This is a genomic window from Gemmatimonas sp. UBA7669 (assembly GCF_002483225.1).
In the GTDB taxonomy this organism is placed as follows: Bacteria; Gemmatimonadota; Gemmatimonadetes; order Gemmatimonadales; family Gemmatimonadaceae; genus Gemmatimonas.
Window position 1 is genome coordinate 115,068 of record NZ_DLHL01000055.1, and the last position, 12,916, is coordinate 127,983.

Sequence of the window (12,916 nt, forward strand, 5' to 3'; positions counted from 1 at the left end):
TGCAGAATGCAAGAGGCGCGGAATGCCATGCGGTCTTGCAGATTGCACTATCTGGACGAACCAGTCGTTTCATCGTTTCCTTTCGTCATGCTTTCCGACCCTTCGTTGTCCATTGAGCCGGACCTGACCTTCGGGACCATATCGGTCCGGCTCCTGTTCGTGCTCATCCTTGTCCTGCTGAATGCCTTTTTCGTGGCAGCAGAATTCGCCCTTGTGGGGGCGCGTCGCAGCAAGATCGACCAGATGGTGGCCGACGGCGACAAGAGTGCCCTGGTGGTCCAGCGGGCCCTGAGCCAGCTCGATCGCTACATCTCGGGAACCCAGCTGGGCATCACGCTGGCGTCGCTGGCGCTGGGTTGGATTGGCGAGCCGGCGGTGGCGGTGCTGGTGGACCGGGCCCTGCACGCGGTGGGGGTGGACGTGCCGCCCGGCGCGGCGCACACTGGCGCCGGGATCGCGGTGGCGTTTCTCGTCATCACCTTCCTGCACATCGTGCTCGGTGAGCTCGCGCCCAAGTCCATTGCGCTGGCCATGCCGGAAGACGTGAGCCGCTGGGTGGCCCGGCCGCTGATGCTCTTTTCGCAGATCATGTCGCCGTTCATCAGCTTCCTGAACGGCACGGCCAATCGCATGCTGGCCATGGTCGGCGTGCAGCCAGCCAGCGAAGGCGGCCATGTGCACAGCCCGGAGGAGCTGCGGCTGCTCGTCATGCAGGCGCGTGCCCATGGCACGCTCGATGAGTCCGACTCGGCCATGCTGGCCGGCGTGTTCGACTTCCACAACAAGCGCGCCGAAGACGTGATGCGCCCACGCACCGAAATGGTGGCCATTGCGGAAGACGTGGACCGCGAGGAGCTGGTGGAGATCCTGCGGCGCGAGCGCTACTCGCGCTATCCGGTGTACCGCGACACGGCCGATGACATTGTGGGTGTGTTTCTGGCCAAGGACTTCTGGCTGGCCGAGCATCCGGAAACGTTCGAGCTGCGAGAGCACCTGCGCGAGCCGCTGTTCGTGCCGGCCACGCGGGCCGCCGAGCGTGTGCTCGATGACCTGCGCAAGACGCGGGCGCATCTGGCCGTTGTGCTCGACGAGTACGGCGGCACGGCCGGCATCGTGACCATGGAAGACCTGGTGGAAGAAGTCGTGGGCGATATTGCCGACGAATACGACCTGCAGTCTCGCGACGCCTTCGTGTTCAACGGCGTGCTGGAGCTGGCGGGTTCGCTGTCGCTGGTGGATGTGCGCTCCGACCATCGCCTGCCCATCCCTGAAGGCGATTGGACCACGCTGGGTGGTTACGCGTTTGCCGCGCTGGGCCGTCTACCCAAGGTGGGCGACCGGGTGAGCTATCCGGGCGGTGAGCTGGAGGTGGTGGCCATGGACGGCCGCCGTGTTGCCGCACTCCGGGTGCACAAGCGCGCCGAGGCGGCCGAGACCACGTGAGGTCGGCCTGATGAGCATCGAAAGCGACCTGTCGGTGGCACCGGGCACCTTCATCCCGCTCAGCGAGGTGGAGGTGCGGGCCATTTCGGGTGGCGGGCCCGGTGGACAGCATGTGAACAAGAGCGCGACGCGCGTGGCCATCGTGTGGAACGTGCGCACGAGTCGCGCGCTGCGCGACGAGCAACGGGCGCGCCTGCTGGAAAAGCTGGCCAGTCGCCTCGATGGCGACGGTGCGCTGCGCATTGTGGCGGGCGAGTATCGCAGTCAGCAGCAGAACCGGCGCGCGGCACTGGAGCGTTTGCAGCAGGTGGTGCAGCGTGCGCTCATCGTGCCGCGTACGCGCAAGGCCACCAAGCCCACACGTGGGTCCGTGGAGCGTCGGCTGGATGAAAAACGCCGCCGCTCCGAGACCAAGCAGGAGCGGCGGCGGGATGGTCACGATTAACGCGTGTTGACCACTGTTACCACGCGATGATGTTCACACCGGCGTAGTATGTGATGAAGTCGGCCCGCCCACGCACGGGCACGGCCGGCCGATTGTTCTCGAATGCGTCGCGCACGCGCTCGTCATTGAGATAGCGCACGTCGTCGTGGCGCAGGAAGCGCGCGCCCAGGTCGAGACGGACCGGATTGCGGCCGTTGTACACCCGGATGTATGCGCCCACCGCACCGCCGTAGGCCCACACGGCATCGCTGGAGTTGGTGGTACTGGCAAAGGGCGTGTTCGTGTTCTGCGTGCCCTCCACGGTGCTTTCCGTCCAGAAGACGGAGAAGCCACCCAGCGCCGAGGCGTAGGGCGTGAAGACGCCCGTGGGCCCCAGGAGCTGCGGGCCCGTTACCACGGACACGATGCTGCTGTTGGTGCGCAGGTTGAGCTGAATCAGCCCGCCCGTGCCCGCCAGCGGGATCTGCCGACGGCTGTTGGCGTAGGTCACGAAGGACGCGTCCGCCCGCCAGTTGATGATCTTGTTTTCGTCGAGACCGGCCAGCACGTAGCCGCCGATACCAAATCCGTTGTCCGTATTGCGGGCAAAGTCGCCCTTGGGCTCGGACACCTGCAAATGGGCTCCGAAGGAGCCTCGGCCTGATGGCGCGCCGTTCTGCGCCTGGACTTCATGGGACGTCAGCAGCAGCGCCGCGACGCCAAGTATCGCCATTCCTGGAACGGGCAGGACAGCGCGAGAGATGCGGATCATATGCTGCAGTACGCCACTTGGCCCCAAAGGTGTCACAACGCCACGCTCGGCTTGAGTCACGATTCTCAAGTCCCCACTTGAATCCCGAACCTTTCCCTCGTCATACTTCGGCCGCAATGACCGAACTGGACCGACTGTTCCTAACCCTGCGGCTGGCCCTCGCGATACTCGGGCTCAGCCTGGTCTCGCCGGTGGCGGCACACGCCATGGGTGAGGTCGCGGCGTTGGATACGATGGTCCAGCTCTCTGCGAATGACACGCAGCCCAACGGAACGTGGAGCGAGACGGCGGGTGCCATGTCGTGGCTGCTTGATGTGTCGCTGCACGAGGTACCGGACGAACCCTCAGGCCGCCGGCGAGCGTGGTATCGAGCCTGCCAGCGACGGGGAGGTCGTGACTCCCTGCCCTTCGCGGCCATTGTCCCTGAGCCGGGAAGCATTCCGACGCTCGCGCCGTTGTACCGGACGGAACAGCTTCAGGTGGACGCCGCGTGGCGCCATCCGGAGAGCCGGGTTGGGCGGGTCGGCGGAAGCCGCGCTCCGCCCACACAGCACCTGCACTGACCTGAACCTCGGCGGTACGTGTGGTCGCGCCGGCGATTGCACAGGCCACCCGCCGACGTGTATCCGAACCAACGCGCGCAGCGACGCAGCGGCGGTTCGAGACAGGAGCGGTGCGTGGGCTCCCGTTGTTGCTTCCCCGGAATTTTCGCGCGACCACCGTCTGCATCATACACTGCCAGCATGTCTGCACAGGCTACGCGTATCAATCAACTCGTCGCGGCCGCACTCGGTCTCGACGTCGAACAGGCGCGATGGCGCGCCCTGACCCGTCAGGTGGTCGTTCAGGACCCGCTGCCCGATCGCGTCCGCTCCATTGGCGGCGCAGTCGATGTGGGCTATCTCGACCGCGACCTGACCGCGGACCAGATACGAGAAGCCATCGATGAAGCCCAGGTTCCGGTCGTGCTGCTCTGTGCCAACGGCAACGATGGCATCGTGCTGCAACGCGGCCCTGACGACAGCATCGAGTACACGCGCGTGCTGCGCGATGGCACCGAGGAACGCGTGGTCGATGCGCCCGAGGGCCTCGCGGCGCGCCTGCTGCGCGACACGGGCCACAGCGGCACGTATCCGGCGCTCGCCCCCATGGCGCTCCGGCCGGCAACGTCGGTGCGGGGCCTCGGTGCGCCACACAGTCCAATTGGCAACGAGAAGGACGACGACCCCATCGAGCCCCTCTCACCGCTTGATCGCACCCTGGCCATGCTGGGGCGCGAACGCCGTGAGATTCTCACCATCTTCTTCTACGCCACGCTGTCCGGCGGCCTGAGTCTCATTCTGCCGCTGGCCGTCGGTGGCATTGTGCAGCTCGTGCAGGGGCGACTCTTCCTGCAGCCGGTGGTCGTGCTCATTTCGTTTGTCATTCTCGGCACCATCGTGGCCGGCGTGCTGCAGATCGGCATTCTGCGGGTGGTGGAGCGCATCCAGCAGCGCGTGTTTGCCCGCATGGCCCTCGAGTTCGCGTTCCGTGTGCCGCGCATGAAGTACGGCGCCTGGGTGGAGTCCAATCTGCCCGAGAAGATGAACCGTCTCTTCGAAGCGGCGGCCATCCAGAAGGGCATCTACAAGCTGCTCATCGACGTGCCCACGGCGCTGCTCACCGTGCTGTTCGGGCTCATCCTGCTCACGCTGTACAGCCCGTGGTTCTCGGTGTTTGCGGTGGTCGTCGTGGCCATCCTGTATCTCATTCTGCGCTGGACGGGTCCTGAGGGACTCGAGACGTCCATCGTGGAATCCAAGTACAAGTACAAGGCCGTGCACTGGCTGGAGGAAATGGCCCGCGCCTTCCACGCGTTCAAGTACGCCGGCGACTCCACGCTGCCCGTTGAACGCATGGACGACGTGGTGACCGGCTACCTCAAGTATCGCAAGAAGCACTTCGCGGTGCTCGTCAAGCAGACCATCGCGCTCATCGGATTCAAGACGTTCATTACGGCGGCCGTGCTCATTCTCGGCGCCGCACTCGTGCAGTCCAATCAGCTGCTGCTCGGACAGTTCGTGGCGGCGGAGGTGGTGATCGTCACGGTGCTGGTGGGCGTGGAGAAGCTCATCGCCAGTCTCGCCACCGTGTACGACGTGCTCACCTCGGTGGACAAGGCCGGCCTCGTGAGTGACCTGCCGCTCGAACGCCGCGGCGGCCTCGCGCCGGCGGCGGCGCCACAGCATGCGCCCAATCGCGGCATTGCCATTGAGGCCCGTGACCTGCGGTACCGGTATCCCGGCGCGTCCAACCCCACGGTCGAGGGCATCACGCTGCGCATTCAGCCCGGCGAGCGCGTGGCCATCATGGGTGTCGACGGCTCGGGACGCAGCACACTGCTCAAGTTGCTCGGCGGCCTCATCGAAGACTACGACGGCACCATCCGCTTCGACGGCATCACGCTGCGGGATCTCGACCGACCGGCGCTGCGCGCGCGCATCGGGCAGATGCTCTCCTGGAGCGACCTGTTCGACGGCAGCATCGAGGAGAACATCACGGTGGGGCGCGCCCACGTGACGCCGCTCGATGTGCAGCACACGCTCGACGAGCTCGATCTCACCGACGAAGTGCAGCGTCTGCCACAGGGCGTGCGATCGGAGATCACCAACAGCGGACGCAACCTGCCGGCACATCTCGCCAACAAGCTGCTCATCGCGCAGGGCATCGTGGGGAATCCGCGTCTTGTGGTGCTCGACGATTTCTTCCAGAACCTCGATGGTGCATCCCGTGCGCACATCATCCGACTGCTTACCGATCGGGCCCGTCCGTGGACGGTACTCGCCGTCTCGCACGACCCGCAGCTGCTGGGCGCATTCGACCGCGTGGTGGTGATGGAACAGGGCACGGTGATTGCCGAAGGCCGCTTCGATGCCCTGCGAGCCAACCCGGTCTGTGCGGCGCTGCTGCACGAGATCGTCAGCGAAACGCCCTATACCCCCGGAGCGTGACCCATGGGCATCTCCGATATCGATATTGAACGCGAACTCAAGCACCTGCCCCTCGAGACCACCACGCTGCTGGGCAAGGCCAACACCAGCCGCATCGTGTCACGGTGGTTGATCGGCATTCTCGTGGCGCTGGTGGCCATTCTGTTCCTGCCCTGGCAGCAGAGTGTGCAGGGCAACGGCGTGGTCACGGCGCTCAGCCCGTCGGATCGTCCGCAGCAACTGCAGTCCCGTATCGACGGTCGCATCGAGGCCTGGTACGTGGGCGAAGGCCAGTTCGTGAAGAAGGGCGATTCGATCGTTCGCATCTCCGAGATCAAGGAGGAGTACCTCAATCCGCAGGTCCTGCCGCTCACGGAAACGCAGCTGAATGCCAAGGAACGCGCCATCGCCGACAAGGGCGACAAGGCCGAGGCGCTCGCCGCGCAGATCGTGCAGCTCGAGCAGCAGCGCGACTTCAAGCTGCAGCAAACGCAGAACAAGCTGGCGCAGTACCGCGCCGAGGTGCGTCAGGCTGAGCTGGAAGACAGCGTGGCACGCGATCAGTTGCGGCGTCGCGAGCGACTCTTTCGCGACACCCTGGGCCTGATCTCGGTCAACGATCTGCAGTCCTTCCAGGTGAAGGCGCAGCAGACAACGGCCAAACTCGTGGAGAAGCAGCAGATGCTGGCCATCACCGAGACGGACCTGGCCAGCATTCCCGCCGAATACGGCGAGAAGATTGCCAAGGCCCGCTCGGATCGCGCGGCGACGCTGGCGGAAGTCAGCGAAGGGCGCGCCGACGCGGCCAAACTGCGGGACAAGGTTGGTGCTCTGACGCTGCGCCGCGAGTTCTACATGATCGAAGCGCCGCAGGACGGCTATGTGGTGCGCGCCACGCGCGCCGGTCAGGGTGAAATCGTGAAGGCCGGCGAGCCCATCGTGTCCGTACAGCCCGCGCGTCCGCAGAAGGCCGTGGAACTCTATGTGAAGCCCATGGACGTGGCGCTGCTCAAGCCCGGTCGCCATGTGCGTGTGTTCTTCGATGGATGGCCCGCCCTGCAGGTCTCGGGTTGGCCGCAGGTGGCGGTCGGCACCTTTGGCGCCACGGTGGCGGTCATCGATCAGTTCCCGAGTGCCGACGGACGTTTTCGTGTGCTGCTGGTGCAGGATACCTCGCACGACGAGCCATGGCCCGCGCAGCTGCGCCTCGGCACCGGTGCCGAGGGTTGGGCCATGCTCGACAACGTGACCGTCGGGTGGGAGCTCTGGCGTCAGCTCAACGGCTTCCCGCTGTCCATCAAGCCGGGCGACGCACCCTCGCCAAACCTTGTCGCCGGTGACGAACAGGCGCCGGCCAAGGGCAGCGGCAAGTGAGTCGCATGTCAGCGCGTACGCTCCTGTGCGGCCTGCTTGCGGTGTCTGCCACGTGGTTGCCTGCGCCCGCCGCGTTGCGCGCGCAGGCGGCGTCCGCATCCGACAGTGTGCGTCTTCGCACCAGTCAACTTGTGGGGCTGCGTGTAGACACCACCGGCGTGCCCTACGCCTTCCCGCAGTTCATGGACGAGGTGCTCGCCAACCACCCCGTGTCGCAGCAGGCGCGTCTGGTCGCCGAACAGGCGCGCGCCGAGCTGCGCATGGCGTGGGGTGCCTTTGACCCCAAGCTCTCCGCCTCCTGGGATCAGAAGCGTTCCTCGGGTACCGAGTACTACAACTATCTCAGCTCGGAGCTCAAGATTCCGCTTCCCGTCGGCGCCGACATCACGGTGGCCTACGATCGCACGATGGGGCGCTACTTCAATCCCGATCGTCGCACCGACGGCAACGGTACCATCAGCGCCGGTGTGTCCATTCCGCTCGGCCAGCGCATCATCACCGATGAGCGGCGCACGGCCCTGGTGCAGGCACGCGCAGCCCGCGACGGCGGCGACGCGGAGCGCATCGCGCTGGTCAACAAGCTCTTGTTCACGGCCGCGAAGGACTACGGCAACTGGTACGAGAGCTGGCGCCGTCGTGCCATCGCGCAGGAAGGCGAGGCGCTGGCCGAGTTCCGCTTGCAGGCCGTGCGGGCGCGCGTGAACAATGGGGAAAGCGCGCCCATCGACACCATCGAGGCGCTGCTCGAATTCCAGCGCCGCCAGGTGACGCGCTTCGAAGCCGAGGCCGCGTTCTACGTGTCCACGCTGCAACTCACCGCGCACATCTGGAGTCCCGAGGGACGTCCGGCCGCGTTACCCGACCAGGCCAAACCGGTACTCGATGGCCTTGGGCGAGGCGGCATTGACTCCACGCAGGTGGCGAGCCTGGTGGACTTGGCCGTGCGTCGTCATCCGGAGTTGCTCAAGGTGCAGGCCAAGGTGCGGCAGGCCGAAGCCGAGCGCCTGCTGGCCACGCAGGGTTTGTTGCCGTTTGCCGAGGCCAAGTTGGCCGGCGTGGCCCCCCGCGGCGAAACCGATGGCTTCTTCAATCGCGGCCGTCTGGATGACAATTACAAGGCCGCGCTCAACCTGAGCACGCCGCTGCTCTACCTCAAGGAGACGGGCAAGTTCAGCGCCACCGGCGCCAAGCTGGCTTTCCAGGAGTTCGAGCGCGACTGGCTGCGCCGTGGGCTCGAGGTGGACGTGCGCGCGTCCATCTTTGACCTGGCCAATCTCGAACGTCTTTTGGAGGCGCAGGAGGCCAACGTGCGCAATGCACGACTGCTGCGTGACGCCGAGCAGGTGCGGTTCGAGAATGGCGAAAGCACATTGCTCATCCTCAACCTGCGTGAACGCCTCGTGCTGGATGAGGCGGGCAAGCTGGCGGCGCTCGAGGGCAAGGTGGCCTCGGCCCGTGGCGCGCTGGCGGTGGCCACTGGCGACCGGACATTGCTGACGATCGGGCGCTAGTTTTGTCGTATGGCTGAAGATCAGGAGTGGAACGGGTCGTTCGACGACCTGGGTGACGACGCGTTCGACGACGAGTCGCTGTTGGAGGACGAGTTTCCGATGGGTGACGGCGTGGCCGACCTGTCGGGTGAGGTGTCCTGCCCCTACTGCGGCGAGACGGTCGAAATCACGCTCGATCCGGGCTCGGGGTCCACGCAGCAGTACATCGAGGACTGCCAGGTGTGCTGCCGGCCGTGGGTGGTGTCGGTGGAGTATGACGAAGACGGCACGGCGCATGTGTACGTGGACGCCAGCGACGACCAGGACGGTCATGACGATTGAGGTAGACCCGCTGCCGCCCAGCGCACTGCAGACGTTGCTGGGCGACGCGCTGTCTCTCCCGGCGCCGGAGGGCGCGCGTGTCCTGGCGCTCTGGTGGTTGCACCAGCTTGAGACGGCCCGCGATCAGTGGCGACGTGCGCTGGACCAGACGGCCAGTCCCACGTCGAATGACGCCGCGCCGGAAGACCACACGGGCGATCAGGCGGAGGTCCTGCACAAGGCCCGCGTGGCCCTGCGGCGCCTGCGTGCCACACTGCGCGAGAACGCGCGTGTGCTCGACGGTGTGGCGAGCAAGCGGATGCTGCGGGACCTGCGCCGCCTTGGGCGCGCCACCAATGCGGCGCGCGACGCCGACGTGCAGCGCGAGTGGCTCGAAGCCAACAGCGAGTTGCTCGATGCAGCGGCCCGCGAACAGGCCCGGCAACTCATCGTCTGGCTGCGTAATGCGCCGCGGCCATCGGCGCGCAAGGTGGACAAGGCCTTCTCCCGTCTGCTTGACGCGCACGCAGACGAACTGCGTCGGCGGCTCATGACCTACCGCTCGCAGCGCACGGTGGGACGCGATACCGCCGGGCTGCGCTTTGCTCGGCACATGGCCATGCGGCTGCAGCAGTCGGGGCACCGCCTGCGCCGCGAGCTGTCCGGCACCACCGACGTGGAATCGCAGGACGCGCTGCACGCCCTGCGCATTCGCCTCAAGCGACAGCGTGCCCTGCTGGCCCCGTTCGCCAAGTCGCGCCCCGCGCTGGGCGCGTGGTTCGATGTGGCCACACGGGCGCAGGATCAGTTGGGTGCCATGCGCGATGCCGTGGTGCTGGCCGAGCTGGCGCAGTCACAGGGCCATGCGGCACTCGCCTCCGCCCTGCGCAATCAGGCGCTGGCGCATCACGCCGCCTTCTCGTCTGCATGGCATGCACGAGGTGAGGACACGCTGACCGTGCTCGAACGTGCCGCCCAGGCCTTGCAAGCCGAGGGCAGTCCCGTGTCCGATCAGGGTCTGCCGCAGGAAATCGAACGCAAGTATCTGCTGCGCGCCCTGCCGCCCGAGGCGCGCCAGGTGCCGCCCACACGCATCGATCAGGGATGGATTCCCGGCACCGTACTGCGCGAACGCCTGCGGCGCAGTACGCGGCCCGATGGCAGTGTGCGCTGTACGCGCACCATCAAGTTCGGTCCCACGCGCGCGCGCGTGGAAATCGAAGAATCCACCAGCGACGCCTTGTTCGAGGCCATGTGGCCGCTCACACGCGACGCCCGCATTCGCAAACTGCGCCACTCGGTCCCGCACGGCGATCATGTCTGGGAAATCGACGTCTTCCTCGACCGCGACCTTGTTCTGGCCGAGGTGGAGCTGCGGAGCAGCGACGATGAGGCCGTCGTGCCGGCCTGGCTGGCACCGTTCGTGGAGCGCGAGGTGACGGACGATCCGGCCTACCTCAATGCCGTGATGGCTCGGCCCGACGCGTGAACGTCGATCTGCTCATTTCGCTCGCGCCGCTGCGCGATCGCCGCGAACGTGTGGTGGGCTATGCCGTCAGCGGCTTTCCCGATGACATGCGCCGTCAGCCGGTGGGGCCCGACGACGAAGCGCGCGCCATTCTCGAACAACTCCCGCAGCTCTCGCGTCTTGCGGCGCGCAGTCTCATCGTGCCGGTCACCCCGCAGGTGGTCCGCGACGGCGCCATCACTCGCTTCGCCTCGCTCGATGCGGTGTGGCTCATTGCCACCGACGCGCTGGAGGACGTGGCCACGCGCCGCGCCGTCGATCGCCTCATCGGCACCGGCTTCAACTTCGCCCTGCTCGGTTTTCCCGAAGGCGAACCCCTGCCGCCCTCGCTCACCGAAAGCACCATCGTGCTCGATGCCGCGCGCACGCCGCCGGCCTTGCTCGAAGCGCGCGTGCGGCTGCTTGCCGAAGGCGGACTGCGCCCCCTCGTGCGTGGTGTGGATGATCGGGTCACCCGGCAGCGCGTGTTGGCCGCCGGCGTACCACTCTATGCCGGGCGCCAACTCACGCGTGGTGCGGGCGTAGCGCCCGACCGCACCACCGAAGACAGCATCATCCGCGCGATCACCATGCTGGCTGCCTTCTCCGACGGCCGGCCGCCTGATGCCACCTTCGACGCCTTCGTACGCGACGACCCGCACGTGGCGGGCTCACTGCTGCGTGCCATGGGATCTGCTGCGATGGGCGTGCGTGGCCCGCGCTCGGTGACGCATGCACTCACCATGCTGGGCCGCGATGCCATCATCGAGCGACTCGTGGCCGTCACCGCGCGACTCATTGGCGAAGCGGCCAACGATCCCGAACTCGCGTTTCTGGCGCTGCGCCGCGCGCGACTCTGCGAACGCGTCGGCGCCGCCCTCGACACCGCGCCGCATCCACGCGCCCGCGTATTGGCCGGTCTGCTGTCCACGCTCGAGTTTGCGTTGGGTGCGCCGTCGCCGGTCATTGCGCAACGCTTGGCCCTGCCCCCGGTGCTGAAGGACGTGCTGGTGGACCGTGCGCAGCCGCTCGGTCAGTTGCTCGATGTCGTCGACGCCATCGATTTTGGGTGGTGGGACGATATGGCGGCGCGCTCGCGCCGACTTGGATTTCGTCCACGCGTGGTGGCCGATGCCTGGCTCGAGGCCTGGCGCCTCGCACGCGAGGAGCTGGGACTCGGCCGCGCCGACTTCTCCTGACGTTTCGCCAGTCCCACGCCCTTCACTCTGCTTCACAAACTCATGGCCGACGACGCCCGAACGTACCTGCAGCAGCGGTTCACCCAGGACGCGCAGCAACTGCGCGAGCGTGTTGCGCAGCTGCGTGCCGGCAGCTCCATGCCCGGCCCTGATGCCGCCACCAGTGACGCCATGGCCAATGCCTGCGACACCGTGGTCGCCATGCTGGACGCGCTGCCGACGCACGACGATGTGGAACTGCTGATCCGCGACTTGCTGGCTCTGGTGCCGGTGTTGGAGCGACACGCACAGAACGCCAAGCAACCTCCTGTGCGCGCCGTGTTCATTGGCGCGGCCACCCGCGTGCGCGAAGTGACGAGTGCGGAGCAGAAGGCATTGCAGGCCGAGGATTCCGCGGAGAGCGACACGCCATGAGTCGGGGGCGGCTGCAGGATGAAGAGGCAGACGACGAGTCGCCGCCGGGTAAGGTCCGGCTCGACAAATGGCTGTGGGCCGCGCGGTTCTTCAAAACCCGCGCGCTGGCGGCGGAAGCCATTGAGTATATCCGAAGGTTGGGGAGTCTCACGCCCTTGCTCTCTTGCCCTTAGATCGCATGAGGCGCGTGTCTCTTGGGCAGTAGCTAGCTTATCCGGTGCGCGTCGCCGCCTTCTCCCTCCTCTGCCGTCGCCTCCCATGTCGAACGCCGCACGGCGTAATAGTTTGTGGTTGGATCTGCCGCGGTCGCACAAGGTGCGTCCTGGCGAAGTTTACCAGTGCGACTTCAGCGACCTGCTCCCGCCGGAGATGGTCAAAATTCGCCCGGTGATCGTGGTCTCTCGCAGCCGGCTGACGTCGGCGGGGTCGACGATCCTGGTGGTGCCCATCAGCAGCACAGCACCCCATGTCGAGGCTCCCCATCACGTCCAGCTCGCCGCCAACGTGAGCCCGTGGCAGGCGGCCACCGTGACGAGCTGGGCGAAGTGTGATATGCTGTACGCCGTGGCCCGGAGCCGCTTGTCGCTGATCATCCGGCGGGGCAAGCAGTTCAAGATTCGGCTGGATGCGGACGAACTTCATAGGGTCCGGCTGGCGGCGTCGTCCGGGTTCTTCGGTGGCCAGTTGACGGGCGTCACTGGCTGCCCTTGCCGGCTGGCCGCTCTTACCGTACCTTGAAGTCACTCCCTGCGCCGAGAGGCAAGGGAATCCGCGATAGGTTTACCCCTATTGCTTCGTACGCCCGAAAAGGGCTTCCGAGACGAGGTCACGAAAGTGGCCTCGTCTTTGTTTTGCCCCTCTAGGGGTGCCGGTTGACTCAGCCTCGGCGTCGATGATCGTCGGGGCATTTGGGGCGCTCCTCCCGCTGCGGCGTGGCGTCTTTGCCTCGTTACAGGGCCTCGCTGCGGGCCGGGGCAGGCGCCGGTCGCCCCGGGCACTTCCC

Annotated in this window: 12 protein-coding genes; 11 read left to right on the forward strand and 1 reads right to left on the reverse strand. The window is 66.5% G+C overall.

What is annotated here, in order from left to right; translation table 11 throughout:
* Window positions 1–87: 87 nt before the first annotated feature.
* Together B2747_RS17465 and arfB are read left to right on the forward strand one after the other, a co-directional pair.
* Window positions 88–1,443 carry a hemolysin family protein gene (locus B2747_RS17465; RefSeq protein WP_291163953.1) on the forward strand — a complete coding sequence of 452 codons (1,356 nt, stop codon included), beginning with the start codon at window positions 88–90 and terminating at the stop codon, window positions 1,441–1,443.
* 10 nt (window positions 1,444–1,453) lie between these two features.
* Window positions 1,454–1,888: an alternative ribosome rescue aminoacyl-tRNA hydrolase ArfB gene (gene arfB, locus B2747_RS17470; RefSeq protein WP_291163956.1), complete on the forward strand. Its 435-nt coding sequence runs from the start codon at window positions 1,454–1,456 to the stop codon at window positions 1,886–1,888.
* 16 nt (window positions 1,889–1,904) lie between these two features.
* On the opposite strand, the gene B2747_RS17475 is transcribed toward arfB, so the two are convergent.
* Window positions 1,905–2,639 (reverse strand): hypothetical protein, encoded by a 735-nt coding sequence (locus B2747_RS17475; protein WP_291163959.1) that lies wholly within the window; start codon window positions 2,637–2,639, stop codon window positions 1,905–1,907.
* 116 nt (window positions 2,640–2,755) lie between these two features.
* Between B2747_RS17475 and B2747_RS17480 the strand changes: the two genes are divergently transcribed.
* From B2747_RS17480 to B2747_RS17520, 9 genes are all read left to right on the forward strand, one after another.
* Window positions 2,756–3,202: a hypothetical protein gene (locus tag B2747_RS17480; protein WP_291163960.1), complete on the forward strand. Its 447-nt coding sequence runs from the start codon at window positions 2,756–2,758 to the stop codon at window positions 3,200–3,202.
* Window positions 3,203–3,382: 180 nt separating this feature from the next.
* Window positions 3,383–5,629, forward strand: coding sequence for a peptidase domain-containing ABC transporter (locus tag B2747_RS17485; RefSeq protein WP_291163962.1), 2,247 nt, complete (start codon window positions 3,383–3,385; stop codon window positions 5,627–5,629).
* Between the two features lie 3 nt (window positions 5,630–5,632).
* Window positions 5,633–6,982 carry an HlyD family secretion protein gene (locus B2747_RS17490; protein ID WP_291163964.1) on the forward strand — a complete coding sequence of 450 codons (1,350 nt, stop codon included), beginning with the start codon at window positions 5,633–5,635 and terminating at the stop codon, window positions 6,980–6,982.
* 5 nt (window positions 6,983–6,987) lie between these two features.
* Window positions 6,988–8,493 carry a TolC family protein gene (locus tag B2747_RS17495; RefSeq protein WP_291163966.1) on the forward strand — a complete coding sequence of 502 codons (1,506 nt, stop codon included), beginning with the start codon at window positions 6,988–6,990 and terminating at the stop codon, window positions 8,491–8,493.
* A gap of 99 nt (window positions 8,494–8,592) precedes the next feature.
* Window positions 8,593–8,814 carry a CPXCG motif-containing cysteine-rich protein gene (locus B2747_RS17500; protein WP_343125921.1) on the forward strand — a complete coding sequence of 74 codons (222 nt, stop codon included), beginning with the start codon at window positions 8,593–8,595 and terminating at the stop codon, window positions 8,812–8,814.
* The gene (locus B2747_RS17505; RefSeq protein ID WP_291163972.1) at window positions 8,804–10,282 is read left to right on the forward strand and encodes a CHAD domain-containing protein; all 1,479 of its coding nucleotides are present in this window, start codon (window positions 8,804–8,806) and stop codon (window positions 10,280–10,282) included. Before B2747_RS17500 ends, B2747_RS17505 begins: the two co-directional genes overlap by 11 nt.
* On the forward strand, window positions 10,279–11,499 hold the full coding sequence (locus B2747_RS17510) for a hypothetical protein (RefSeq protein ID WP_291163974.1): 1,221 nt from the start codon (window positions 10,279–10,281) through the stop codon (window positions 11,497–11,499). Before B2747_RS17505 ends, B2747_RS17510 begins: the two co-directional genes overlap by 4 nt.
* A 42-nt stretch (window positions 11,500–11,541) precedes the next feature.
* Window positions 11,542–11,913: a hypothetical protein gene (locus B2747_RS17515; RefSeq protein ID WP_291163976.1), complete on the forward strand. Its 372-nt coding sequence runs from the start codon at window positions 11,542–11,544 to the stop codon at window positions 11,911–11,913.
* Between the two features lie 258 nt (window positions 11,914–12,171).
* Window positions 12,172–12,651 carry a type II toxin-antitoxin system PemK/MazF family toxin gene (locus tag B2747_RS17520; RefSeq protein WP_291163979.1) on the forward strand — a complete coding sequence of 160 codons (480 nt, stop codon included), beginning with the start codon at window positions 12,172–12,174 and terminating at the stop codon, window positions 12,649–12,651.
* Window positions 12,652–12,916 lie beyond the last annotated feature (265 nt).

Bases quoted from the DNA above. Each gene is read 5' to 3' on its own strand.
- B2747_RS17475 (WP_291163959.1), bottom strand. From the start codon at position 2,639: ATGATCCGCATCTCTCGCGCTGTCCTGCCCGTTCCAGGAATGGCGATA.
- B2747_RS17465 (WP_291163953.1), top strand. From the start codon at position 88: ATGCTTTCCGACCCTTCGTTGTCCATTGAGCCGGACCTGACCTTCGGG.
- B2747_RS17480 (WP_291163960.1), top strand. From the start codon at position 2,756: ATGACCGAACTGGACCGACTGTTCCTAACCCTGCGGCTGGCCCTCGCG.
- B2747_RS17490 (WP_291163964.1), top strand. From the start codon at position 5,633: ATGGGCATCTCCGATATCGATATTGAACGCGAACTCAAGCACCTGCCC.
- arfB (WP_291163956.1), top strand. From the start codon at position 1,454: ATGAGCATCGAAAGCGACCTGTCGGTGGCACCGGGCACCTTCATCCCG.
- B2747_RS17485 (WP_291163962.1), top strand. From the start codon at position 3,383: ATGTCTGCACAGGCTACGCGTATCAATCAACTCGTCGCGGCCGCACTC.
- B2747_RS17500 (WP_343125921.1), top strand. From the start codon at position 8,593: ATGGGTGACGGCGTGGCCGACCTGTCGGGTGAGGTGTCCTGCCCCTAC.
- B2747_RS17515 (WP_291163976.1), top strand. From the start codon at position 11,542: ATGGCCGACGACGCCCGAACGTACCTGCAGCAGCGGTTCACCCAGGAC.
- B2747_RS17505 (WP_291163972.1), top strand. From the start codon at position 8,804: ATGACGATTGAGGTAGACCCGCTGCCGCCCAGCGCACTGCAGACGTTG.
- B2747_RS17495 (WP_291163966.1), top strand. From the start codon at position 6,988: ATGTCAGCGCGTACGCTCCTGTGCGGCCTGCTTGCGGTGTCTGCCACG.
- B2747_RS17520 (WP_291163979.1), top strand. From the start codon at position 12,172: ATGTCGAACGCCGCACGGCGTAATAGTTTGTGGTTGGATCTGCCGCGG.